The 24,613-nt window shown below is 32.4% G+C and carries 20 protein-coding genes and 1 tRNA gene; 3 read left to right on the top strand and 18 right to left on the bottom strand.

Going from position 1 to position 24,613, the window contains the following annotated elements:
• Positions 1 to 3: 3 nt before the first annotated feature.
• Positions 4 to 2,235 carry a S9 family peptidase gene (locus K8Z87_RS01150; RefSeq protein ID WP_227475604.1) on the bottom strand — a complete coding sequence of 744 codons (2,232 nt, stop codon included), beginning with the start codon at positions 2,233 to 2,235 and terminating at the stop codon, positions 4 to 6.
• A gap of 148 nt (positions 2,236 to 2,383) precedes the next feature.
• On the opposite strand from K8Z87_RS01150, the gene K8Z87_RS01145 reads away from it, so the two are divergent.
• Both K8Z87_RS01145 and K8Z87_RS01140 read left to right on the top strand, forming a co-directional pair.
• Entirely contained in the window at positions 2,384 to 3,703 is a 1,320-nt protein-coding gene (locus K8Z87_RS01145; RefSeq protein WP_227475603.1) for a hydroxymethylglutaryl-CoA reductase, degradative, read from the top strand.
• A complete protein-coding gene (locus tag K8Z87_RS01140) occupies positions 3,703 to 4,608 on the top strand; it encodes a GYDIA family GHMP kinase (protein ID WP_227475601.1) in 906 nt (301 codons plus the stop codon). Before K8Z87_RS01145 ends, K8Z87_RS01140 begins: the two co-directional genes overlap by 1 nt.
• A 59-nt stretch (positions 4,609 to 4,667) precedes the next feature.
• Here K8Z87_RS01140 and K8Z87_RS01135 read toward each other — a convergent pair whose 3' ends face one another.
• From K8Z87_RS01135 to K8Z87_RS01105, 7 genes are all read right to left on the bottom strand, one after another.
• Positions 4,668 to 6,815 (bottom strand): SurA N-terminal domain-containing protein, encoded by a 2,148-nt coding sequence (locus K8Z87_RS01135; RefSeq protein ID WP_227475600.1) that lies wholly within the window; start codon positions 6,813 to 6,815, stop codon positions 4,668 to 4,670.
• A gap of 97 nt (positions 6,816 to 6,912) precedes the next feature.
• The gene (locus K8Z87_RS01130) at positions 6,913 to 8,202 is read right to left on the bottom strand and encodes a hemolysin family protein (protein ID WP_227475599.1); all 1,290 of its coding nucleotides are present in this window, start codon (positions 8,200 to 8,202) and stop codon (positions 6,913 to 6,915) included.
• A 3-nt stretch (positions 8,203 to 8,205) separates the two neighbouring features.
• Positions 8,206 to 8,391 carry a hypothetical protein gene (locus K8Z87_RS01125; RefSeq protein WP_227475598.1) on the bottom strand — a complete coding sequence of 62 codons (186 nt, stop codon included), beginning with the start codon at positions 8,389 to 8,391 and terminating at the stop codon, positions 8,206 to 8,208.
• Positions 8,392 to 8,429: 38 nt separating this feature from the next.
• Entirely contained in the window at positions 8,430 to 8,987 is a 558-nt protein-coding gene (lptC, locus tag K8Z87_RS01120; protein ID WP_227475596.1) for an LPS export ABC transporter periplasmic protein LptC, read from the bottom strand.
• Position 8,988: 1 nt separating this feature from the next.
• Entirely contained in the window at positions 8,989 to 10,371 is a 1,383-nt protein-coding gene (locus K8Z87_RS01115; RefSeq protein WP_227475595.1) for a tetratricopeptide repeat protein, read from the bottom strand.
• A gap of 15 nt (positions 10,372 to 10,386) precedes the next feature.
• A complete protein-coding gene (locus tag K8Z87_RS01110; protein WP_227475594.1) occupies positions 10,387 to 11,718 on the bottom strand; it encodes a hypothetical protein in 1,332 nt (443 codons plus the stop codon).
• Positions 11,718 to 12,446, bottom strand: a complete 729-nt coding sequence (locus tag K8Z87_RS01105) for a type III pantothenate kinase (protein WP_227475592.1) — start codon at positions 12,444 to 12,446, stop codon at positions 11,718 to 11,720. Before K8Z87_RS01105 ends, K8Z87_RS01110 begins: the two co-directional genes overlap by 1 nt.
• A gap of 102 nt (positions 12,447 to 12,548) precedes the next feature.
• Between K8Z87_RS01105 and K8Z87_RS01100 the strand changes: the two genes are divergently transcribed.
• Positions 12,549 to 12,624 (top strand) — tRNA-Phe (locus tag K8Z87_RS01100).
• A 49-nt stretch (positions 12,625 to 12,673) separates the two neighbouring features.
• On the opposite strand, the gene K8Z87_RS01095 is transcribed toward K8Z87_RS01100, so the two are convergent.
• The 10 genes from K8Z87_RS01095 to K8Z87_RS01050 form a co-directional block, all read right to left on the bottom strand.
• Entirely contained in the window at positions 12,674 to 13,300 is a 627-nt protein-coding gene (locus K8Z87_RS01095; RefSeq protein WP_227475591.1) for a Pycsar system effector family protein, read from the bottom strand.
• On the bottom strand, positions 13,297 to 15,294 hold the full coding sequence (gene ppk1, locus K8Z87_RS01090; RefSeq protein WP_227475590.1) for a polyphosphate kinase 1: 1,998 nt from the start codon (positions 15,292 to 15,294) through the stop codon (positions 13,297 to 13,299). Before ppk1 ends, K8Z87_RS01095 begins: the two co-directional genes overlap by 4 nt.
• A gap of 6 nt (positions 15,295 to 15,300) precedes the next feature.
• Positions 15,301 to 15,951, bottom strand: a complete 651-nt coding sequence (locus tag K8Z87_RS01085; protein ID WP_227475589.1) for an ion channel — start codon at positions 15,949 to 15,951, stop codon at positions 15,301 to 15,303.
• A 176-nt stretch (positions 15,952 to 16,127) separates the two neighbouring features.
• Positions 16,128 to 17,147, bottom strand: a complete 1,020-nt coding sequence (locus tag K8Z87_RS01080) for a S1C family serine protease (protein ID WP_227475588.1) — start codon at positions 17,145 to 17,147, stop codon at positions 16,128 to 16,130.
• Positions 17,137 to 18,324, bottom strand: coding sequence for an NAD(P)-dependent malic enzyme (locus K8Z87_RS01075; RefSeq protein ID WP_227475587.1), 1,188 nt, complete (start codon positions 18,322 to 18,324; stop codon positions 17,137 to 17,139). The genes K8Z87_RS01080 and K8Z87_RS01075 overlap by 11 nt, the downstream gene beginning before the upstream one ends.
• Positions 18,324 to 18,707, bottom strand: a complete 384-nt coding sequence (locus K8Z87_RS01070) for a YHS domain-containing (seleno)protein (RefSeq protein ID WP_227475586.1) — start codon at positions 18,705 to 18,707, stop codon at positions 18,324 to 18,326. Before K8Z87_RS01070 ends, K8Z87_RS01075 begins: the two co-directional genes overlap by 1 nt.
• 17 nt (positions 18,708 to 18,724) lie before the next feature.
• On the bottom strand, positions 18,725 to 20,674 hold the full coding sequence (locus K8Z87_RS01065; RefSeq protein ID WP_227475585.1) for a thiamine pyrophosphate-binding protein: 1,950 nt from the start codon (positions 20,672 to 20,674) through the stop codon (positions 18,725 to 18,727).
• Positions 20,675 to 20,678: 4 nt separating this feature from the next.
• A complete protein-coding gene (locus tag K8Z87_RS01060) occupies positions 20,679 to 21,536 on the bottom strand; it encodes a sulfite exporter TauE/SafE family protein (protein WP_227475584.1) in 858 nt (285 codons plus the stop codon).
• 15 nt (positions 21,537 to 21,551) lie between these two features.
• Positions 21,552 to 22,958 carry an FAD-dependent oxidoreductase gene (locus K8Z87_RS01055; protein WP_227475583.1) on the bottom strand — a complete coding sequence of 469 codons (1,407 nt, stop codon included), beginning with the start codon at positions 22,956 to 22,958 and terminating at the stop codon, positions 21,552 to 21,554.
• A gap of 6 nt (positions 22,959 to 22,964) precedes the next feature.
• A complete protein-coding gene (locus K8Z87_RS01050) occupies positions 22,965 to 24,575 on the bottom strand; it encodes a glutamate synthase-related protein (protein WP_227475582.1) in 1,611 nt (536 codons plus the stop codon).
• Between the last annotated feature and the right edge of the window lie 38 nt (positions 24,576 to 24,613).

The raw sequence follows: 24,613 nt of genomic DNA, 5'->3' as shown, positions 1-24,613 counted from the left end.
TAGTTATCCTTTTATTTTAGATTGCATTTCTTTTTTCATTTCATCATTCTCACGTTTGTCTCCAAGTTTTTCGTTAATGAAATTGGTCATTTTACTATATAAATGCAACCTTGTATTTCCTCCAAAAATGCCGTGGTTTTTATCTGGATATATCATCCAATCAAATTGCTTATTGGCTTGCACCAAAGCTTCAACCATACGCATAGTGTTTTGTAAATGCACATTATCGTCACCTGAACCATGAATTAATAAAAAATCTCCTTTTAATTTATCGACATGGTTTATTGGTGAGTTTTCATCATAACCACTAGCATTTTCTTGTGGTGTTGTCATGTAGCGCTCAGTATAAATAGTATCGTAAAATCTCCAACTTGTTACTGGTGCTACTGCTATAGCCATTTTAAAAACATCATTCCCTTTAAACAAGGCATTACTACTCATAAAACCACCAAAACTCCAACCCCAAATACCAATACGCTCAGCATCTATGTATGAGCGTTCTCCTAGCTTTTTAGCCGCAGCGATTTGGTCTTCAACTTCATATTTCCCTAATTCATTCTGTGTTACTTTTTTAAACGCTGCTCCTTTTAAACCTGTTCCTCGTCCATCGACGCATGCTACAATATAGCCTTGCTGTGCTAAATGCTGATACCAATAATCATTAGCTGCATTCCAGCGATTAGCCACTTGTTGTGATCCTGGACCTGAATATTGATACATAAATAATGGATACTCTTTATTAGGATCGAAATTAGCAGGTTTAATCATCCACATGTTTAAATCGTTTCCATTAATATTAATTGTACTAAATTCTTTTTTAGACGTTACATAACCTGCTACTTTATTTGCTAGTTTGTCATTATCTATAATACTCTTAATTACACTACCACTTTTAGAATCGTTAAGTGTATATTCTTGTGGTGATGTTGCGCTTGAGTGCGTGTTTATAAAATATGTGAAATCTGCACTAAATGCAGCACTGTTTGTACCTTCAGTTTTAGATAATCGTTTTTTGTTTTTTCCGTTTAGTTTTACAGAATATACATCGCGATTAATAGAACCATTCTCTACAGATTGATAAAAAATAGTATTTGTTTTTTCATCTAAACCATAATAGTTAGTCACTTCCCAATCTCCTTGCGTTACTTGGCTTATTAAACTCCCATCTTTAGTATGGTGGTAGATATGATTAAATCCATCTTTTTCACTTGTCCAGATAAAACTATTATCTTTTAAAAATGTAAGATTAAAGGTTACATCTATATAGGCATTATCTTTCTCTGCTATGACAACTTTAGATGAATTTGCATCTACATCAATCATCCATAAATCGAGTTCATTTTGGTGTCTATTCATATATTGAACACTCAAAACATTGGCTTCATTTGTCCATTGTAGTCTCGGAATATAAAAATCATTATATGTCTTATTCACTTTCAGCTCTTCTAAATTCCCAGAGTTTAAATCGTACAAATGCAATGACACTTTAGAATTAGCTTCGCCCGCTTTAGGGTATTTAAACACTTGCTGTGTTTGATATAAATCGGTTCCGAATACGTCCATAGAAAATTGTGGTACTTCACTCTCATCAAAACGAATAAATGCAATTTTATCTCCAGATGCATTCCAATCAAAAGCACGAACAAAGCTAAATTCTTCTTCGTATACCCAATCCGTAATTCCGTTTATAATTCTATTCTTCTCACCATCTGAAGTCATTTGAGTAACAGCACCAGAGTTTAAATCTTTAACATACAAATTGTTTTGATAACCATAGGCAACCTTAGATGCATCTGGTGAAAATGTTGGCTCTTGTACTAAATCGTCTGAAAGTTTAGTCAATTTCTTAGATGCAATGTCATAAATGTAATATTCACCAAGTGTAGAACGTCTAAATACAGGTTTAGAATTTGTAGTTAGTAGCACCTTAGATTCGTCTTTACTAAAGCTATAATTAAAAAAACCTTGAATCTCAGATAAATCTGATGAATTCAAGATTGTGTTTACCTTTTCTAAAGTTTTATAATCGTAAATATCTATTGAAGCTGATCGATCTGATCTGCTAAAATTAAGCACGGAATATTGTTTTCCATTATTCATAGAATGTAAGGCTTGCATGCCTTCTGTTCTAAATGTTCCATTCCATATATCTTCTAAGCTAATTTGTTTATTCTGTGCAACTAAGACTGTTGTTGCAAAGAAGCCAATAACGGCTATTAATCGTGTAAATTTCATTAATAGTTTTTATTTAATAAAGTAATGTCAAGTTTACTAAAAATAATACAAAAAACCGCTATTATTAACAGTAAATCCGCAATAGTGTTAGATATGCAATATATTTTATACCAATCCTAGTATCTTTGCTTTTTAAATGATTAAAATAATGCAAAATACCATTTCGGGATTTTCTAAGCTTAAAAAAGCTGAAAAAATAGACTGGTTACTTTCCACCTATTTTAGTGACAATGTTAATTCTAGAACGACAATAACACAGTATTGGAATACAGATGAGAAGTTACAAAAACTTCATGATGAGTTTATAGAAAATACCATTTCTAACTTCTATCTTCCTCTTGGTGTTGCCCCTAATTTTTTAATCAACGACCAAGTCTATACCATACCAATGGCTATTGAGGAAAGTTCTGTTGTTGCAGCAGCCAGTAAATCTGCTAAGTTTTGGTTTGATCGTGGTGGCTTTAAAGCTAAAGTATTATCGACTACAAAAATCGGTCAGGTTCATTTTACTTATCATGGAGATACTGAACGGTTACGTCGCTTTTTTAATATTATTAAACCTAAATTAATCAATGAAACTTCTCACATTACCAAAAATATGGAACGTCGAGGAGGTGGCATTTTAGATATTGAATTAAAGGATAAAACGAATGAATTAGACAACTATTATCAATTGCATGTTACGTTTGAAACTTTAGATGCTATGGGTGCTAATTTTATTAACTCTTGTCTTGAACAATTTGCAAAAACGCTTACTAATGAAGCTCAAGAGTTTAAAACCTTTACTTCTGTAGAAAAAGATATTCATATTGTAATGAGCATTTTGTCTAATTACGTTCCTGATTGTATTGTTAGAGCAGAAGTTAGTTGTAAAATTGAAGATTTAAAAGATAAAGATATCCCTAATCCAAAGGCTTTTGTAGAGAAATTTAAACAGGCTGTTTCTATTGCTGAAGTAGAGCCTCATAGAGCTGTAACCCATAACAAAGGCATAATGAATGGTATCGATGCTGTTGTTTTAGCTACAGGAAATGATTTTAGAGCTGTAGAAGCTGGTGTACATGCTTATGCTTCAAAAAGCGGAAGATATAGCAGTTTAACACATTGTAAGCTTACTGAAGATACATTTACATTTTCGATGGAAATTCCTTTAGCTTTAGGAACCATTGGTGGTTTAACCACATTACATCCTTTAGTTAAATTTGCATTACAATTATTAGGAAATCCTTCCGCAAAGGATCTTATGAAAATTGTTGCTGTTGCAGGTTTAGCACAAAATTTTGCTGCACTAAAGTCTCTTACCACCACAGGAATTCAAAAAGGTCATATGAAAATGCATCTTATGAATATACTTAATCAATTTGAAGCTACTAATGCGGAAAAAGATGCTATAGTCAATCATTTTAAGACCAACACAGTAACTCATAGCGCTGTTGTTGAAGCTATAAAAGCATTAAGAAATCACTAATGCAACACTTTAAAAGCAACGGTAAATTATTATTAACTGCAGAGTATCTTGTGCTTGATGGTGCTAAAGCTCTAGCATTACCAACAAAACTTGGGCAAAGCTTAACTGTGGACGCAAACGATTCTAACCATTTACAGTGGAAAAGCTATGATGAGGCTAACCAACTATGGTATGAAGATCAGTTTTTTATTGATAAAATTAAAATTGCAAAACACGATGCATCGAATCCTATTTCTGAGCGGTTGCTTCAAATTTTTAATGCCGTTTTGGAATTGAATCCTAATGCTTTAGAGGAACATAAAGGTTATTCTTTCACTACACAACAAGATTTTAATAGGTTTTGGGGATTAGGCACATCTTCTACTCTAATCAATAATATGGCGCAATGGGCTAAAATTGATGCATACGCTTTATTAGAAAAAACATTTGGCGGTAGCGGTTACGATATTGCTTGCGCGCAACAGAGATCTGCAATTCTTTACCAACGGACTAATACTAAACCTTTAGTTTCTAATGTTGATTTTAATCCTGTTTTTAAAAACCATCTGTACTTTGTTTATCTAAACAAAAAACAGAATAGTAGAGAAGGTATTGCTAAATACAAAGCTCATAAAGGTGATTTATCTCATAGTATTGATGCTATTAATGCAATCACACAATCTATAATTACATGCAATTCTTTAGCTGATTTTAAAACTTTAATAAGCACCCATGAGGTTATTATTTCTAAAGTTATAGATCAGAAACCTGTAAAAGATTTACTTTTTAATGACTTTGATGGAGCTATAAAAAGTCTTGGCGCTTGGGGAGGTGATTTTATTTTAGTAGCATCTGACATAAACCCTGAAGCTTATTTTATATCTAAAGGGTATTCTACTGTAATCCCTTATTCTCAATTCATCTAAAAGAAAAAAGCTTTGCAAATGCAAAGCTTTAATTTATAACTTATGGGCTTACTATATTATTAGTAAACTGTTTTTGCTCTATTATCATCTATTTCAGCAGCAGCTTCAAGTGCAGTATACACTTTATTTTGCACAGTGTTTTTAAGTGCATTCCCTAAACGTGCAATAATTGCAGCATAGTTTTCTAATTTAGGTGCTTCTGTAATTTTATTGACTTGCAAAATATAAACTCCTCTTTCTCCATCTATAGGTTTTGATATTGCTCCTTGAGCTAAACCAAATGCAGCACCTACAACTTTAGGTTCTATACCAGCACCAGATAATGTTGTGTTTTTCTCAGTTAATGCAGCTGCTGTTCTTACAGTTTGACCTTGATTGTTAGCAATATCAGCTAAAGTTGATGCAGAAATTTTAGCACGTATCATTTCTGCCTTCTTTTCTTTTCTTACTTCCACTAAAACTGGAGTTGTTGCATTTTCAACACTCATTAAACCTTCTTTATTAATATCAACCAATTTAGCTACAATAAAACCAACTCCAGAAATTGGAAAACTTTTATAGTCACCAACTTTAATATCGTCCTCAAAAGCCCAACGTACTACTTGTCTTTGGCTTCCTAAACCAGGAATGTTTTCTTCTAACTCTTTAAACGTTGATGTTCTTACTGTTAATCCTTTTTCTTTAGCCAAATCGTTAAACTCAGTAGTTTCCGCTGCTATTTCAAACTTAGATTTTGCATTAAATACATCATCAATCGTTTTTTCAGAAGCTTCAATTTTACGAGCAATTGTAGCTACTTTAGCCGTATTATTAAACTCTGTTTGATCTAAAATTTCAACAATATGATACCCGAAAGATGTTTCCACAACACCCATATCTCCTTTCTTATTATCAAAAGAATACGATTTAAATTCTGGCGCAAAAGATTGATTATATGCAAATTCTATAACACCATCATTTTCATTACTCACTTTATCTGACGACAACTCTAATAAATTTTTAAACTTAGAACGGCTACGTCTTACCACGTTATAAATACTATCTGCTGTAACTTTTGCCTCATCAGCAGTTTGTATAATATCTGGACCAGCAGCTTGAGCACCTACATAAGGAATTAAAATATGACGCACTTTTACCGAATCTGGCAAACTTGCCTTAGCTAAAACCTTAGAGTACTTATAATAAATACCATCTTTGTATGGGCCATAATAAGAACCAACTTCTGCATTTAACAAACTATCTTTTGCAACACCTAATTGAGATGCTCTAGAAAATTCATCAGCATATTTTATATCAGAATAAGAGTTTACAAAAGCTTCTATGTTTTTAGTATTATCAAAACCTAAAATTGTATCAGCCTTTTTTGTATTTTCGTTAAACTCTACTTTATCATTTTTCAATGTCAAAAGCTCTTCTTTTATTGCATCTTCATCTTCTTTTGATGCATCTTCTCTAAACTCTACAAAAAGAATTTCTCTTGTAGCTTCTACTTTATATTCATCTTCATGCGCTTTCATATACGCTTCAATCTCAGATTTAGTTACCGTAACTAAACTATCAGCTATTGATGTATAAGGAATTTGAACGTAATTTATATCTAGAGTTTTTGCATCTGCTTCATATTCGTCTTCTGCTTCAGCAATAGTAGCACCAACTCCAGCTTTAATTAAATTATAATAAGATTGCGTCATCGCTGTATTAGCAAGAGACTGTTCATTATCTGTCCAACTTGCATAATTAACTAGCAAATTACCTAAAGGTGCGCTTTCTGGCTGTATATCTTTTAAATTAGATATAAATGCATTTAATCGATTAACATCGAAAATACTATCGCTATTTTGAAATTCTGGATACGATTCAAAGCTGTTTTTTAACAACTCACGCATCTGATCTTTTTCAACAGACAAACCAAGTTTATCTAACTCTGTATTTAAAATAATACGTCTTAGCTCATTACTATAAACGCTATTTTTAACTTGGGTTTCAGTTGTTGTAGGACCAACTCGTTGTTGCATGTTTTGTACACTAAACATAAACGCATCGCGTTTAATATCTTCTCCATTTACAGTTGCAATGATATCTTGCGGTGTTCCTGTTAAAGCGTCAGAATTTTTAAACAAATCTCCGATTACAAAAGAAAATAATGCTAATGCAATAACTAAGATTAAAACTAACGAACGCTGTCTGATTTTATTTAAAACTGCCATTTTAAGGTATTAAAGTCATTTTTATTAAGTGTGCGAAAATAGCGTTTTCTTATAAATAATAAAAGTAACACTCTAGTTTTTATAGCATTTAATACGATTATTCTACTTCTAAAATTTTAAGACGCACTGTATCTATTTTTGTAGAAGACACTTCTATGATTTTAAACATAAAATTATCTATTTTAATAGTGTCATCTAATTGAGGAATACCTTCTGTGTGGTTTACAATTAAACCACCTAAAGTTTCGTATTGATCACTTTCTGGCAAATTAAGTTTATACGTTTCATTTAAGTAATCAACTTCTAAACGTGCAGAAAATCTGTAGTTATTCTCTCCTATTTGCTCTTCTATTAGCGCAATAGAGTCGTGTTCATCTTCAATTTCGCCAAATAATTCTTCAATAATATCTTCTACAGACATAATACCTGAAGTGCCGCCGTATTCATCAATAACTACTGCTATACTTTTTCGTTTTTTAGTTAAAATATTTAAAACATCTTTAATAAGTATGGTTTCTGGCACAAAACCAACTGGTATTAAAATTGATTTTATAGTCTTTGGGTTGTTAAATAATTCAAATGAATGCACATAGCCTAAAATATCATCAATTGAGTTTTTATAGACTATGATTTTAGTATAACCCGTTTCTATAAATAATTTACTTAGGTTTTCAACAGAATCAGAGATGTCAATAGCAGTAATTTCTGTACGAGGTATCATTACTTCTCTTGCTTTTACCTCTGTAAACTCTAAAGCATTTTGAAAGATTTGTATTTCGCTATCCACTTCATCATCATCTTCTACAGACTCCATCTGCTCTGTAATAAAATTACCTAATTCTACTTTAGTTAATGCCAACTCCACCATATCTCCTTCTGTTTTAAAAAAGGTTTTTAAAACAAAATCTGAAATCCAGATTACAAAATTTGAAATGATTGAAAATAAAATATAGAATAGATATGTTGGTAATGCCAATACCTTTAAAAGTGTATTAGAATACATTTGAAAAAACACTTTAGGTAAAAACTCTGCCGTCAATAAAATAATTAGGGTAGAAATAACGGTTTGAGAAAACAACAAGAAGTCTCCCGTTATTAAATTTACAAATGTACTATCTGAAGGCAAAAAACTCTGTAGCCAATTGACTAACACATCTCCCATTTTAAAACCGTAAATTACTAAAGCTATATTATTACCAATAAGCATAGTGGCAATAAACTTAGAAGGTTTGGCGGTTAGTTTTGAAAGAATATTTCCTAAAAAACCTCCTTGCTTCTTTTCTAACTCAATATGGATTTTATTAGACGAAACATAAGCGATCTCCATCCCTGAGAAGAATGCCGATAAAAAAAGTGAAGTTATAATTATAACTACGTTTGTAACCATTGTTTAGTTACGATTTTCAAATTTTTTCCTAAAACGTTTACGAAAGAAAAACATAAATATAGCTAATGCAGTAAATAATAATGAGATATATGCGCGATTTCTATCTGTTGACCATTTTGTAATAGCATCCCAAAAGAATAAAGCTGCAAAAATTATGTAAGCGTATTGAAAGAATTTTAAAATTTTCATTTATTAAATATCTAATGGACTACAAAGGTAACTATTTCTCAATTATCGAATTCAAAATCGCCAGATTGTTCCAAAATTGTCCATTCATCGAAGTTACGATCTGAATCAAAAAACCTCCCAAAGCTTAAACTACCATCTAAAGAAAATTTTACATCACCATTAGTAAAAACCCATTCTGTTTTTTGGTCATAATACATTTGAGGAGCAAAGATAGAATCGCCTTTATGCGTTGCTAAAATAACATTACCTCTAAGATCTATAAGATCTGTTTTATTATATGCTATAGCATAATCTGCAAAGATTTTACTTTCGTTTCTATCTTTATCATATATAATAAGCTCTATACCTTTAGGAAATTCTGAAAATCCAAAAATACGATTAGAATAATCTAGCATTTTAGGACTTATAAGGTTAGCTGCTAATATACCTATAGAGTCTGAATACTTTAAATTAATGGTATCCGCAATGCCAATAGGTTCATTTTGTAAAACACCTATTTTTTGCACATCATCAAAATTGTTTTTACATGAAAAAAACATAGTCACAGCAAAAGCTATGACTATGTTTTTTATTGTATGTAAATACGTTGTATTCATTTTAGCTTTTAGGCACGGTTACAGAACTGCCTATCCAACAACCAACTTTTATGGTTTTACCTCCCATATCTGCACTAAATATATCACTTTTAGAAGGTGCTTTTGCTGAGTAACTTTCTGCATTTTGAGCTGCTACCTTCTTTAAACGAGTATCTGCTCTACCAGCTTTACGTGCTTCACTAGCTGCTAACCAAAATACAGCTCTTTGATTAAATGGAGAATCTCCACAATTTTTAGCACTATTGGCATACATAGAGGCTATTCTCAAATAAGGAGAACCATCTGAAGGATTTAACTTTAAAGCCTCTCTATAATATTGTCTTGCCTTACCGTAACTTCCTTTAGATTTAAATTCGTTAGCTAGGTTTTTATATAATTTAGCTTTTTTTAATGGATCTTTTTCTAAAGCGATTGTCTGATCCAAATACTTTTGCTCACCAGTAATAGTATACAGATAAAATGTTGTATTTGCTGTAGGCTCTATAGTATTCTTTTGCTCTACTAATTTCACAAATAATGGATCTTCTTTACAACCTTTATTAAACATACGATTCATAGCACGTTGTAACCATTGGGCATCATTTTTATTAGTATCAAAATCTTTTTGGTATAATGGAATTAAAACTTCACAAGTTGCTCTATTACCGATTTTTGTATCTATACTCCCTGAAACTTTATCATATGCAACTAAGTTTTGTTCAGAAAACCTTTTAAGGCTAGCTTCTCTTTTAGACAATGTAGTGCCTGCTTCTTCCTTAGCTACATATTTATTTAACTTACCTGTATGATTCTCAATCTCTAACTCTATTTTTTCTTTAACATCATCATACTTGTCAAATAATTGCTGTGCTTCTCTTTTACCTGCATCAAATAAATCTACTTCTATAGAAAAATAAATATATAGTGCTTGGGCATCAGTAAAATTTTTACGATCATTTTGAAAGGCATCATCAAAAAGTTTGTAAACATCATCATTAGTAGCGCCTAAATCTTTTTTGTATTTATAGGTCATCAATCCTTTATCTACTAACATTTTACCTTTAGATTCCTTAGAAGGGTAATATTGATTATACTGCTCATATAATTTTAGATGATCTTTGATAAATGTAACTTTTTCCGTACCGTTACTTTTAGTAATTTTATTTTTTAAAATAGCTTGTCCTCTACTTCTAGAGTATATAGCTTCATGAAATTTAGGGCATTTTTCTCTGACTTCCATCCAAGGACCATAAGCATCATCTAATTTTTTGCTTTTGACATTAGTATCAAAAATAGATAGGTTATTTGCGCAGTCTTCATTTTGACCGCCTTCTTCTTCCTGTCCATAACTCATAGTAAAGCTTGCACATAGTGCTAACAATAGTAAAGTAACTTTCGTCTTCATCGTTTTTAATTTTTGTTAGTTATATTTTCGTTTTTGAAACCATCTATCACTTAAAGATAGACTGACGTTGAAATTAAAAAATTTCTCTCTTATTAAATTCTGGTTTGTTGTACCACGTTCTCCATATTCAAATCCGAGATTTATCTCTGAGAATAATCCTCCCGTAGGCTTGCCAACCGGTAAACCTAAACCAAAAGATATGCCAAACTCGTCTATGGACTCATTATTTACAACTAAACCTGTGTTTTCTACTCTAAAACCCGCTCTATAAACTACTCTACTTAAGTATTTAGAGAAAGAATTATAATTTGGGATATAAAACCCTCCTATAGAAATTGAAGATGCATCTTCAAAAGAAGAATTCGTGGTACTAAAAATAGGGTTATCAAATTCGCTTGTGTTTTGCGCTATGTATTCAGCTCCAACAAACCAGTGTTTTGATTCTCCTATACCAGCTCCAAAAGACAAGCGAGATGGCAAAGTTAAATCTGTTTCTGCCAAATTTGTATTATTTAGGTTTAAATCTATAGTGTTTTGCACAACCTCAGCTCCTGTAAAACCGTTTATTACTATTGTAGATAGGGAGCGATCGTTTGTCGATGTTAAATTACTTTCTGGTGAGAAAGCTGCTGTAGCTGATAATTCTAGCTTTTCAGTAACTTTTTTATTGTACGCAATACCAAGGTTAAAATTAACCCCTGTTAAATCTGATCTATTATTCTCTCGAGTTTGAAATTGAACCAAATTCCCTTCATCATCATAAACAAATTCTATAGCACTGTTTTGAATATTTCCGAAGTTATAATTTACATCTACACCTACTCTTAAATTGTTATTAATTTGATAACCTGTACCCAAAAACACTTTGTTTAATCCACCTTCGCCTTCGTAACGAAATAGTAAATCGTTACTCACTGGGCTTAAATCTTCTAATTGATAACCAACAGATGTAAATGGCAATAATCCAAAACCAATACCAAATCGTCCTGCAGGTAATGTTAAAGCTATATAATCAAAAGCTGAAGCATTTGCGTTTTCGGAAGTACTAGCACTTTCTAATGAAAGATTGTTAAAACTACCTGCGACAGCAAATTTAACAGGGCGACTTTCATTATTATATGGTGATGCCTCAACATTTTTCCCTGTATAAAATGCAGGGTTTCTAAGATTAATATGTATACTGTCTGAATATACACTTATTCCTCCCATACTACGATTTTCAACAGTGCCTCTAAATTGAAGGCTGCCAATACCAAAAAAAGAATATGGAGAAGCAGTACCACCTTGCTGAGCAAATGTTTGGCTTCCTATAATTGCAATAAGAATTACAACAAGTCGTTTTATCATTATTTTGAATTAAATTCTAGAATAAAGTTCAAACCTTCTAACAGAAAATTCGAATTCGCAAATATGCTATTTTTTAATTGGTTTGACAAGAATTTAGCATCTCCACCTGTTAAAATAATTGTTAAATCTGAGTATTTATGACGATATTCATCTATTACACCATCAATTTCCTTAATTATTCCATTTACAATCCCAGAATGAATTGCAGATTCCGTTGTATTACCAATAATGTTTTCAGGCTGGCTAGTTTTTAATAACGGAAGATTTGCTGTTAAATTATGTAGCGTTTGATATCTTAATCTAATTCCTGGTGAAATAGCGCCTCCTAAATATTCGTTTTTATCCGTAATAAAATCATAAGTAACACATGTTCCCGCATCTATAATTAATACATTTTTTTTAGGAAATTCTTTTACTGATGCACTTACTAAAGCTATACGATCTACTCCTAATGTTTTTGGAGTTTTATAACTATTTATAAAAGGTAATTTTGTTTTAGCATCTAAGGTTATGAGGTCAATATTTTCGGTTGCTAACTCAATACAATCGGCTTTTAGGTTTCCAACAGAGGATATTATAGCGCGTTTTAAATTTGGATATGCTTCTTTTACAGCCTTAAATTCCGCAATAAAATGAGATGACTTAAAACGCACCTTATGCTCTAAGGTTTCTCTGCCAAAAACAGCAAATTTTATAAAGGTATTACCAACATCAATTACAAGGTTCATAGACTTTTTATAGAGTGCAAATTTATAAAATCAAATTTTAGCAATTTCTTTTTGGTAATACTAAAAATGAATATATATTTGCATCCGCTTAATTAAGCAATTGGTGCCTTAGCTCAGTTGGTAGAGCAAAGGACTGAAAATCCTTGTGTCCCTGGTTCGATTCCTGGAGGCACCACCACCATAACTCGTAACAATTTCATTTTGAAAACGTTGCGAGTTTTTTGGTTTTATATAAGACCACCAAATAAAGCATGGCAACCAATAAATGCAATTACCGACAAAATAATTCCTATTAAAAAAATATTAAACGATTTTCGAAGTAACTTAAATTTACGATCAATCGTTTTTCCTAAATGGTAAGTATCAGTAGCAATGGTTTTATAAAGCTCATCACCTTCATTCATTAAGTTGGTCACCTTACTGATATACTCATCTTCCTCCATATCTTGAAAGTTGCCATAAAACATTAAATTTTTAGCTTCTCTTTTTCCATGTACAAGTTCTGGGCGCGTAGCGAAAATAGCAAAAGCGATTGATGCTAAATTGGTAAATAACATCATTACAATTGGAAATATAAGATGAGGATCAGTACTCAATTGACTCATTACAGTTCCTAATATTAATGACAAAATCAATGCATTTATTGATATCAAAATATTTGATTTTGTATCTATCATTGTATTTAAAGTATACTGATTTTTAGATAACAATCTAAATAATGTTTCTACACCTCTTTCTGATCTTGGTGCTACTTTTGCTAATTTCTTTTTTAATTGTTTTAACGCATCTTTATCTACATTTAATCCTTCCATTAAATATTGATCTTCTGCCTTCTCTTTCCGTTTATCGCTCATAATAACGTTTTATATATTGTATGCTGAGAAGATTCTTTTAACGAACCTTTTTCTACATAATTATTAATTTGATCACAATCTATTATCCTTGATTTTGTAGTGTCATTTAATTGCAAGTCCAATAATTCTTTTAGTTTTAAATGAATATCTCGATCTAAAACAGGTGTTATCACTTCTATTCTATGATCTAAATTACGCGTCATCCAATCTGCAGAACCAAGATACATTTTTTCTTCTCCATTATTTCCGAAAATATACAATCTTCCATGTTCTAAAAATCGATCGACAATACTGGTTATGTATATGTTTTCACTTTGCCCTTCAACCCCAGGAATTAAGCAACAAATACCACGTATGAATAATCTGATTTTTACACCTGCATTACTGGCTTTATAGAGTAACTTAATCATTTTAGCATCTTGAAGACTATTTAATTTTAAAATTATATAGGCATCTTTACCTGCTTTTGCATTCTCAATTTCGACTTCTATTAACTCTCTAAATGTGCTTCGTGTTGTAAATGGTGATATTAAAAGCCGTTTAGATTTAGGAATTATAATATCTCGTTCTAATACCTGAAATACTTGTTTGAGTTCTTTTGTAATTTTAGAATTTGACGTCATCAAGCCATAATCTGTATATATTTTTGATGTTTTTTCATTAAAATTACCAGTACTTATATAACCATAAACACGTGATTTATTTTCTTCATTACGCTCTATATATAAAATTTTAGAATGTACTTTTATTCCCGGATAACTATAGACTACGTTAGCACCATTTTCTTCTAAAACTTTGCCCCATTTTATATTATTTTCTTCATCAAAACGTGCTTTAGTCTCAATAAAAACAAAAACATCTTTGCCATTTTTGGCTGCTTTTAAAAGGGCATTTGCAACAAGAGAATCTTTTGAAACTCTATATAATGTTATTTTAATTTTTGTAACATTTACATCCGTAGAAGCTTCTTCTATTAACTGAATAACAGGTTGATACGATTGGTATGGGAAATGCAAAAGCCTATCTTTAGATTTTATTGCACTAAATATACTCGTGTAATCATCAAATGCTTTGTTATGTAATGGCGGTAAATCTACAAAGGATAGGTTTTTGGAAGTCGGGTTTGGGAAACCAAAAAAGTCTTTAAAATTATGATAGGTTCCACCTTTTATAATATCTGTATCATTAATATCTAAAGCTTCGTTTATCTTTAATTGTAATTTTTCTGGTATTAACTCATCAAATAAAGCCCTAGTTACTTGACCACTAACTCTATTAGGCAATGCGTTTTTAATTTTGTCTAGCAAATTACCCGAATACTCATTCTCTATATATAACTCTGCATCTCTCGATATTTTTATACTATAAAAATCTAGCTTATAATATGCGTTTAAATTGTGTTTTATAATATCATCAACAAATGTGATATAGTGCTTATTGTCTGTAGAAGGGAGCTCTATAAACCGAGGCGTATCTTCATTTATTTTTACCCAAATCAGTGAGTTATCTACCATTTGAGCAACGAGATACAAGGCTTCGTTTTCAATAAATGGTTTATTTTCACTAATGCTTAAAGATTGTGATGGTTGAATTTTTTCTTTATAATAGGTTTCGCTAAACTTCTGTTGCTCTTTGTTAAATTCTTTATAGGGTAAGAGATGAATATCTTCACTTTCTAATGCTGGAATAATCTCATCAAAAAAGATACGTCCAAATTCCTTTTGCTGACTATCAACTTGTTTCTTAATTTCTTTTAATAACTTATTTGGCTTTGTTATTAGTCGTTTTCGAAGTGGTTTATCTAACTGTTTTATTTTTCTAATATCTGAAACACGTACTTTAAAAAACTCGTCTAAATTAGAAGAAAAAATGGCCAAAAACTTAATACGCTCATATAACGGATTTCTTTTATCTGCAGCTTCTTGAAGTACGCGATGATTAAATCTTAACCACGATAAATCTCTATTGTAATATTCTTTAGTATTTAATGACATCTCATTTTATTTTGTGTTAATATATTTCCCCACAAAAACACCAATAACAATCGCAAGGTAGAACTGTCCTATGATATTCATAACAAGCGTAAGCGATTGTGCAGGAGCAGTAAGTGGAGTAATATCTCCATAACCAACAGTAGTAATGCTTATAAAACTGAAGTAATAAAAACTGTAACCAGAGTAACCATCTATTAATTGAAATGAATTAGAGTTCATTAAATGAATAGATTCAAAGAGAATTCCTCCAATAATTCCTAAGTATAGAAATCCTAATAACGGGCCTAGAATAAACTGTAGATTTACCTCTTTTATTTTTAATAATTGTTTTATAAGAACGATACAGAAACAAGCAAACAATAAAAATGAAAATGTTAACCTATAAATTAAAATAGGCCTAGAGCTAGGATCAGAAAATTCTAACCAAATGGCTATTAATGTTAGAAACCCTATAATGTATGTCGTCCATTTCGCTATTTTTTTAGATGCAATTAATGAACTACCTAAAATTACTAGTGTATAATTTACAACGATAACATAAGCTGGATTAAAATCACTCAGACCAATATGAATAGGAGTTAACAAAAAATTAAAGACACTTAAAAGAGCAATTAAGTATTTATGCTTTTTTATATAATTCAAAATAAATTGGTTCATATTTAATACATCTTACTCACAATGTCTCATTTATTTGAAGCGTTCATTATTCTGATATCTGTAAGGTTCCTTTTTACTTATGAGTCGTTTTTTCATTTCAACTTTAAGAGTATCTAAATGTGTGCTTACATCTCAATAGTAAACATAAATTACCCACTAGTTTTAATTCTATTTTACTATAAAAATTTAGCTTCAAGAGTTAATACTTTTCCTTTTCTCAAAACTTCAATAAGAACTTGGTCTCCAGCTTTGAGATTCTCAATCTGTTTTTTAATATTACCTAAATCGTGAGGTGCATTACAACTTAATCCTTGAATGCTTAAAATAATATCACCTCCTAACCATATTTTTTGACCTAGTATTTCTGCTTGAATAACTCCAGGCCTTAATCCTATTTTATCAGCAAATGAATTTGATGTTACGCGTTGAATTAAGACTCCAGATTTTTGCGGAGTATTAAAAACACCTGCTAATCCTTCGCTTAAAAAAACACCATCAAAACCCGTCCAAAAACTATTGACATCAAACAATACTTTTTTTGCCGTATCAATATCTACTGCAAAACCAAGACCTTCAAATCCTCCACTATTAGTAAGTATAAAACTGACAACACCTATAACTTCGCCTTTTAAATTAAACATTGGTCCGCCAGAATTCCCTTGATTTATAGAAGCATCTGTCTGTATAAAACCTGCCATTTCACCATTAGAAATCATATTTTTATTCATCTTACGACTTATATGCCCAACAGACAAAGAATGTTCAAGACCACGCGGAGCACCAATAATAAGTATCTGCTCCCCAATCTTTGAATTATTAGAATTTCCTAAAGTTGCAGGTTTTAGGTTTTGCGGAACCTTTCTTAGCTTAAGAAGCGCTACATCTGCCGCAGTTGAACTTGACACTACATCTGCTGGAAATGAAGTACCATTCTGTAATTTAACAGATATTTCATTTGCGGATTCAACGACGTGCGCAGCTGTAAGAATTAGACCTTCCTTATCAATGATTACACCAGAGCCTAAACCTCCAGAACTTGTTACTTGTCGGTCTTTAACTTTATACTCTACAACCTCAATGGTTACGACTGACAAATCAAGCTGTTCAAACAATACAGATAAATCTTGAGCATTAAGGTTTGTTGTAATAAATAATAAAAACAAATAACTTATTATGTTCCTAATTTTACTCATCATAATCTACATAGGCTTGTTTTACAGCTTCAGCTACCTTAGATGCGATTTCTTTATTTAAACTTTTTGGTATAATATTTTCCTTGTCAGGATTCATTACACAATCTGCAATAGCATAAGCAGCGGCAATTTTCATTTTAGGCGTAATACGTTTTGCTCTGCAATCTAATGCGCCTCTAAAAATACCTGGAAATGCTAATACATTATTAACTTGATTAGGATAATCACTTCTTCCTGTTGCAATAATTGCTGCGCCTCCTTTATATGCTTCTTCTGGCATAATCTCTGGGTCAGGGTTTGCTAATGCAAAAATCACAGGGTTTTTAGCCATTGTTTTTATATCCTCTGCTGTCAATATATTAGCAACACTTACACCAATAAATACATCTGCACCTTTAATAGCATCTTTCAATGTTCCTTCAATACTCTCAGGGTTAGAATAGCTAAGTAATTCTTTTTTAACAGGGTTTAAATTGGTTCTGTTTTTATGAATAATACCTTTACTATCACATACTAGTACTTGCTTTACAGGAATACAAACATTAGGATCAATACTGATACATCGTAATAAACGCGAAATTGCAATTCCTGCTGCGCCAGCACCATTAATTACAATTTTTAAATCTGAAATATCTTTACCTAATACTTTGCAACTATTTAATATTCCAGCAAGAGCAACAATTGCTGTTCCGTGTTGGTCATCATGAAATACTGGAATACCAATGTCTTGTAAAGCAGATTCAACTTCAAAACTACGAGGTGCCGAAATGTCTTCTAGATTTACACCACCAAATACAGGTGCAATTCGTTTTACAGTTTCAATAATTTCAGAAGCGACAGTTGTGTTTAAACAAATAGGAAATGCATCAACATTTGCGAATTTTTTAAATAACATGGCTTTACCTTCCATAACAGGAATTGCAGCTTCTGGTCCAATATTCCCTAAGCCTAAAACTGCTGTTCCATCAGAAACCACTGCAATTGTATTTCCTTTTATAGTTAAGTTATATGCTTCATCTACATTTTCTGCAATTGCTAAGCATGGTGCTGCTACTCCAGGTGAGTATACGCGAGAAAGATCGTCTGTAGTATTTACTTCAATCTTTGATACTACTTCAATCTTTCCCTTGTGCTTTTTGTGAAGTTCTAGGGATTCTTTATTAAAATCGTGTTGTGCCATTATGCGTTCATTTTAGACCAAGCTTTATCTGCTAAATCTCTTAACTCTTCAGGTTTTTTAACCCATTGTCTTTTAGCATCAATAATTCCGAAAAGCATTCTTGTGAAAAAATATAATTTTCCATCTCTAATTTCCCAACTTTTAGGGTTTGGGTCAACTTCTTTCTCTTCAGACATTGCAATAGCGCAAAAGCCACCATATTCTGGCGCATAACTTTCTGGCGATGCTTCAAACTTTTTTTGATTTTCGGCAGAAGCAAAAACATATTTTGCGTCATTATAATTAGCTGAATGGCTTGTTTGACCTTTTAAAGGTGTTCCATTAAAGAATGACACAACATCATAACCTTGTGCTGCAACTCCGTTTTTTAAATTTTGTAACATTTTTATTCTATTTAGTATTAAATTAAATTTACATCTGTAATGACCTCCAAAAGTGCAGGACCATTATGTTCATTAAGTTTTTTCATTGCAGGAATTAAGTCTTCTAGTTTTTCAACACGAATTCCTAAAGCACCACAATTTTCAGCATATTGAGCAAAACTTGGATTTGTTAATGACGTTTGCCATACATCTACTTCTGCTGCACGTTGTTCTTTTGATATTTTACCGAGTTCAGAATTGTTTAATACAATATGCTTAATATTCATATTGTATTTAACAATCGTATTTATTTCAGCTAAATATTGGCCCAATCCAGCATCACCAGAAACAGACCATATTGGTCTTTTATCTCCTTCTGCTGCCCAAGCTCCCATTGCTGCTGGTAAAGCAAAACCAATGGATCCTAGATAACCCGACATTAATACTGATTGATTTTTTGGCTCAAAATATCTTCCAAAAGAGTAGGTGTTATTACCAACATCTACAGCAATTACAGCATTGTCTGGCGTTACCTTATTCATAGCATTAAATACAGCAATTGAACTTAAAGCACTACCGCAATCTTTAAGACGACTTTCTTTTTCTTCTTTCCAATATTGCCATCTATCAGCTATTTCTTTTCGCTGATTTGTGGTGTTGGTATTCCCTTTTGTCTGTGCTGTTAAAAGGGTTAAAGTTTCGGATATTTCTCCCCATAAAGCAACATCAACTTTATGATGCTTACTCAATGCTAATGGATCAAAATCTACTTGAATAATTGGTTTCTTTGGTGTTATACCAGTATGGTTTGAAAAAGAAGCACCAAATACTAACAATAAATCACTTTCATTCATAAACCAAGAGGCTATAGGTGTACCACTTCTTCCTAGTACACCACAGCCTAACGGGTGATTATCTGCTATTAATCCTTTTCCTTTAAAAGTTGTAATTACTGGACAGTCTAAACTTTCCGCGTAAGCGATAATAGATTCCATTTGAAAACGCGCACCGTGACCTACAATAATGACTGGTCTTTTTGAAGCTTTAAGCAAATCAACTGCTTGTTGCGTCATCTCTTTTGGTGGCGAAATATTAAAAGGTGTTATTCTGTTCTCAGGTGTTTGAGCTACAGAATTTTCAGGTTTTTTAGTGAATGCTACTTCATCCGGAAACGTTAAGTGAACCACATCTCTTTTTATTAAAGCTGTCTTTACAGCAAGTGACATTAACTCACTATGATTAGAATTTAAATGCACAGCGTGATTAAATTCTGAAACGCTATCAAACGCATTAACTAAATCTACTTCTTGAAATGCTCCAGTACCAATAACCTGTGTGTTTACCTGACCAGAAAGTGCTAACATAGGCGCTCTATCTACTTTGGCATCCCACATTCCTGTATACATATTGGTAGCACCTGGACCAGCTATACCAAAGCAAGCTGCGGGTTTTCCTGTTAATTTTGCATAACCTGATGCAGCAAAAGAGGCAGCACCTTCATGACGAATTCCAAAAAATTGCAGTTTTCCTTTTTCTTCTTGTCTTCGCATAGCATCTGCAACAGCAAGGTTACTATGGCCTACCATTCCAAAAACGGTATCAACACCCCAATTTACCATGGTTTGGATCATCACATCTGATATGGTCTCTTCGTGAGGTGCTTCTTCTTCAAGTCCAACATATATAGCATCACCTTCTTCTTTAACTTCAAAGGTTTTAATACTATCATCATGACCTCCTGGTGATTGCCCATTGCAAGGATCAAAATCCCAACCGTGCCAAGGGCAACGCAACATACCATTTTCAATAGAACCTTCTCCTAAAGGACCACCTTGATGTGGACAGGCATTATCTAATGCCGAGAATTTTCCTTTATAATGTGTTAGACAAATACCTTGGTGGCCAGCAGTTACTGTTTTTACACGACCTTCTGGTAACGTTTTTCTATTATCTAAAACTTTATACCACTTTTTATTTTTTGTACTCATTTTTTTAAATTAATGTATATAACATAAAAGCTCCAACTAATATAAATAAGAATGAAATGCCTACTTTCATCTTATCTGCTGGTATTACCTTTTGTAATTTAGGTCCTATTTGACCTCCTATTATAACTCCAGGGATTGTAAATATGATTAGATTTACTACTTGGTTCATTACTTCTCCACCTTCTTGAGCAAATTCATAAAAATGACCTATTGAAGCAACTAAAACAGTAATAACAACTACAAAAATTGATGTTGCTACTGCTACTCGAGTAGGTACTTTACATTTTGCTACTAAATGATATTCTTGTAATTCTGCAAGTCCTACCGAAATCATTCCTAGAAAAGCACCTCCAATGGCTGCAAACATTCTTCCCATATTTTTATTACAAATGGTGTAATTATATACATTTCCATCTGCATCTGTTAATGTGCTTTCATAGTTAGTTTCAAACTCTTTTTTATGAGCTGCTTCTAATTTTTCTTTTTCTTCTTGTCTCCAAGACACATAAAGTTGATAACCTATAAAAATGATTCCTATACCAAAAATAGCTTTTAATATAAGCGGTGGCACTAAGTCTCCATAAACGGTTCCTATTATAGCAAAAGGTATTGAAATGAGTAAAAGGTTTAATCCTAATTTAAAGTCAATTAGCTTTGCTTTCCAATAGGCCATTAAACCAGAACTAAATCCGAATAATTCTGTTGCAAGAGCAGTACCTATAGCTATTTTTGGATCTAAACCAAGACCGATCATAAAAAGCGGTGAAAAAAATACAGCGCCACCAATTCCTGATGACATAGCTATTGTTGCAATTGCGATTGATATTGGTAATAGGTACCAAAATTCCATTGTAAGTTCCATGATATTTATGTTTAGTTATTTAAAAAATTGACGGATTCCGTAACTGGCTAAAACACCTTCACCTGTTGCTGCGGCTACTTGTGCTATAGCACCTTCTCTACAATCTCCTGCAGCAAAAACACCTCTTACATTTGTTTCTCCTAAACCTGTTGTTGTAATAAACCCACGTTTGTTTAAGTCTATAAAACCTTTTACATCTGCTGTGTTTGGGATAAGACCAATAAAAATGAATGAACCATCTGCATAGAGTTCATTTTCTTCATTTGTACTTTTGTCTTTAACTTTTAAGCCTTTGAAGTTATCGTTCTCATCTTTTAAAAATGCAACAGATTCTTTATTCATATGCACCTCAATATTTTTAATTGAAGGTAATTTTTCTACATAAGTTTCAGAAGCTGAAAAAGTATTTCCACGATTTACAATAATCACTTTTTTACAGAAAGATGCGAGAAAAATACCTTCTTCTAAGGCACTATTTCCTCCACCTACTACAATAACTTCTCTGTCTCTATAAAACGCTCCATCACAGGTAGCGCAAAAGTGAATACCTGCACCTATTAAATCCTCTTCATTTTCTATTCCTAGTTTTCTATACGTAGAGCCTAATGCTAAAACAACTGTTTTACTTGAGTAATCTCCCATATTGGTGCCTAAAGTAAATGTTTCTCCTTCTTTTTTAATAGACTGTACAGTGACTCCCGTTTCTATTTTGGCTCCATACGTTTTAGCTTGTTCTGCCATTCTTTGTGTAAGCTCTGAACCAGAAATGGTTGTAAAACCTGGATAATTTTCAATTTTTTCTGTTAAAAAAGCATTACCTCCTACATTTTTCTTTTCAAGAATTAAAGAATTAAAACGATCTCGTTGAATATAAATTGAAGCTGTAAGGCCTGCAGCGCCAGCTCCTACAACAATGCTATCGTACACTTTTTGTTCTGCTTCATTACCTATGGCTAAAACATCTTTTAAAACAGCATTATCTGGATTGGTATAAGATTTACCATCTATAAATAGAGTTGGTATAATACGTTTACCATTATTGGTTTGTTCTACTAATTGTGTTGCCCAATCGTGTTTGTCAACTTCAATAAACTGAAAATTTATACCATTATCTTGAAGGTATGATTTTGCGCGTTGACAATCTGGACACCAATTTGCTCCATATAAAATGACACGTCCTTGTTTGTTTATTCCTAAAGTAGAAGCTAATATTGCATTATCTGGATTAGTAAAAGATTTACCGTTAATAATAAGTGTTGGTATAATCCGTTTCCCTTTATTTATAGATTCTACGCGAGCAGTTGCATCTTTATCTAAATCTACATCGATAAAATTAAAATCTACATCATTTTCCTTTAAATATGCTTTTGCTCTCTGGCAATCAGGACACCAATCCGCCCCATAAAATTCTATTGTATTCATTTCGTTTTAATTTAAACCTGCGTAATTTATTCCTGTTAAAAAATGGATGTCTCTATCAAATGTTGAAAGGTCGTCGTGATTAAATTTTGTTATGTCATCATAACCACAAGAACGTGCTACAACTTTTATAAGATTATTGGTTGCGTCAAAATAGTTATGTAACTGTTTTGCAGATTCATTAATAATAATTCTACTACGTAACGATTCTTTTTGCGTTGCAATACCTACCGGGCAGTTATTGCTTCCGCAAGCACGCATCCCTAAACATCCAATGGCTTGTAATGCAGAATTAGATACTGCAATAGCATCTGCTCCCAACATCATTGCTTTTGCAAAATCTTCAGCAACACGTAAACCTCCAGTAATTACTATGGTCACATCGGTTGCTCCAACTTTATCCATATATGCTCTTGCTCTTGCTAATGCAGGAATCGTTGGTACATTAATATGATCTCTTAAAATGGTAGGAGCAGAACCGGTACCACCACCACGACCATCTAATATGATATAATCAACACCAACATCAAGCGCAAATTGAATGTCTTTTTCAATATGACTTGCTGCAATTTTAAACCCTATTGGTATCCCTCCTGTATGCTCACGCACTTTATCTGCAAATACTTTAAAATCTTCAACCGTATGAAAATTTGGATTTGCAGCTGGCGAAATAGCAGTTTCACCTTCATTTAATCCTCTTACTTCAGCAATTTCTTTACTTACTTTATTTCCTGGCAAATGGCCACCTGTTCCTGTTTTAGCACCTTGGCCTGCTTTAAAATGAAAAGCTTGTACATGGTCTAGTTTGTCCCAAGTAAAACCGAATTGAGCTGAAGCTAATTCATAAAAATATTTTGAATTATTGGCTTGTTCTTCAGGAAGCATGCCTCCTTCACCAGAACAAATTCCTGTACCAGCTAGTTCTGCGCCTTTACTTAAAGCAATTTTAGCTTCGCGAGATAAGGCTCCAAAACTCATATCACTTACAAAAAGAGGCATATCTAATTCTAAAGGTTTTTTAGCGTTAGGCCCAATAACAACTTTAGTTGCTACATCTTCGTGATCTAATAGCGGACGAGATGCTAATTGTGCTGGTAAAAACTGAATATCATTCCATTTAGGGAGTGTATTTCTATCCACTCCCATGGATGCAGAAAAGCCGTGATGCCCAATATTTTTTAATCCATTTTGGGCTAATTCTTTTATGTAATTTGTATAAGGCTCTGTGTCTTCAGGATGCGTATCGGCATAAGCTCCAAGGTATTGTTCTCTGTTGAAAGGTTGCGGATGATTTTCTAAATAAGCATCAATTTCAAATTCATCGACCATTAAATCATCGCCTTCTATTTTAGTAGAAAACTTATGAAGCACCTCTTTATTATTATACTCTGAAACTCCAGAATCAACTCTATAATCCCAACCATGAACTCCGCAAATAAGATTATGGCCATCTACATGACCATCGGACATTAATGCTCCTCTATGCAAACATCTACCGTAAAGAACAGAAATATCATCATCAAATTTTACGATGACTAGATCCAATCCATTTACAAGTGCGTGCACTGGTTGCTTGTTTTCTAATTTACTTACTTGAGCTATTGCAACTGGTTTTTTCATTTATGTAACCTTATGATGTTTATTATTAAATTATTCTA

This window comes from Winogradskyella immobilis, assembly GCF_021887715.1.
GTDB classification, from domain to species: Bacteria; Bacteroidota; Bacteroidia; order Flavobacteriales; family Flavobacteriaceae; genus Winogradskyella; species Winogradskyella immobilis.
The sequence above is the reverse complement of the archived record's forward strand: the minus strand, read 5'-3'. Positions and strand labels throughout refer to the sequence as shown.

What these genes read in the sequence shown, in the direction of transcription:
- K8Z87_RS01150 (WP_227475604.1), bottom strand. Translation starts at nt 2,235, where the DNA reads ATGAAATTTACACGATTAATAGCCGTTATTGGCTTCTTTGCAACAACA.
- K8Z87_RS01145 (WP_227475603.1), top strand. Translation starts at nt 2,384, where the DNA reads ATGCAAAATACCATTTCGGGATTTTCTAAGCTTAAAAAAGCTGAAAAA.
- K8Z87_RS01140 (WP_227475601.1), top strand. Translation starts at nt 3,703, where the DNA reads ATGCAACACTTTAAAAGCAACGGTAAATTATTATTAACTGCAGAGTAT.
- K8Z87_RS01135 (WP_227475600.1), bottom strand. Translation starts at nt 6,815, where the DNA reads ATGGCAGTTTTAAATAAAATCAGACAGCGTTCGTTAGTTTTAATCTTA.
- K8Z87_RS01130 (WP_227475599.1), bottom strand. Translation starts at nt 8,202, where the DNA reads ATGGTTACAAACGTAGTTATAATTATAACTTCACTTTTTTTATCGGCA.
- K8Z87_RS01125 (WP_227475598.1), bottom strand. Translation starts at nt 8,391, where the DNA reads ATGAAAATTTTAAAATTCTTTCAATACGCTTACATAATTTTTGCAGCT.
- lptC (WP_227475596.1), bottom strand. Translation starts at nt 8,987, where the DNA reads ATGAATACAACGTATTTACATACAATAAAAAACATAGTCATAGCTTTT.
- K8Z87_RS01115 (WP_227475595.1), bottom strand. Translation starts at nt 10,371, where the DNA reads ATGAAGACGAAAGTTACTTTACTATTGTTAGCACTATGTGCAAGCTTT.
- K8Z87_RS01110 (WP_227475594.1), bottom strand. Translation starts at nt 11,718, where the DNA reads ATGATAAAACGACTTGTTGTAATTCTTATTGCAATTATAGGAAGCCAA.
- K8Z87_RS01105 (WP_227475592.1), bottom strand. Translation starts at nt 12,446, where the DNA reads ATGAACCTTGTAATTGATGTTGGTAATACCTTTATAAAATTTGCTGTT.
- K8Z87_RS01095 (WP_227475591.1), bottom strand. Translation starts at nt 13,300, where the DNA reads ATGAGCGATAAACGGAAAGAGAAGGCAGAAGATCAATATTTAATGGAA.
- ppk1 (WP_227475590.1), bottom strand. Translation starts at nt 15,294, where the DNA reads ATGTCATTAAATACTAAAGAATATTACAATAGAGATTTATCGTGGTTA.
- K8Z87_RS01085 (WP_227475589.1), bottom strand. Translation starts at nt 15,951, where the DNA reads ATGAACCAATTTATTTTGAATTATATAAAAAAGCATAAATACTTAATT.
- K8Z87_RS01080 (WP_227475588.1), bottom strand. Translation starts at nt 17,147, where the DNA reads ATGATGAGTAAAATTAGGAACATAATAAGTTATTTGTTTTTATTATTT.
- K8Z87_RS01075 (WP_227475587.1), bottom strand. Translation starts at nt 18,324, where the DNA reads ATGGCACAACACGATTTTAATAAAGAATCCCTAGAACTTCACAAAAAG.
- K8Z87_RS01070 (WP_227475586.1), bottom strand. Translation starts at nt 18,707, where the DNA reads ATGTTACAAAATTTAAAAAACGGAGTTGCAGCACAAGGTTATGATGTT.
- K8Z87_RS01065 (WP_227475585.1), bottom strand. Translation starts at nt 20,674, where the DNA reads ATGAGTACAAAAAATAAAAAGTGGTATAAAGTTTTAGATAATAGAAAA.
- K8Z87_RS01060 (WP_227475584.1), bottom strand. Translation starts at nt 21,536, where the DNA reads ATGGAACTTACAATGGAATTTTGGTACCTATTACCAATATCAATCGCA.
- K8Z87_RS01055 (WP_227475583.1), bottom strand. Translation starts at nt 22,958, where the DNA reads ATGAATACAATAGAATTTTATGGGGCGGATTGGTGTCCTGATTGCCAG.
- K8Z87_RS01050 (WP_227475582.1), bottom strand. Translation starts at nt 24,575, where the DNA reads ATGAAAAAACCAGTTGCAATAGCTCAAGTAAGTAAATTAGAAAACAAG.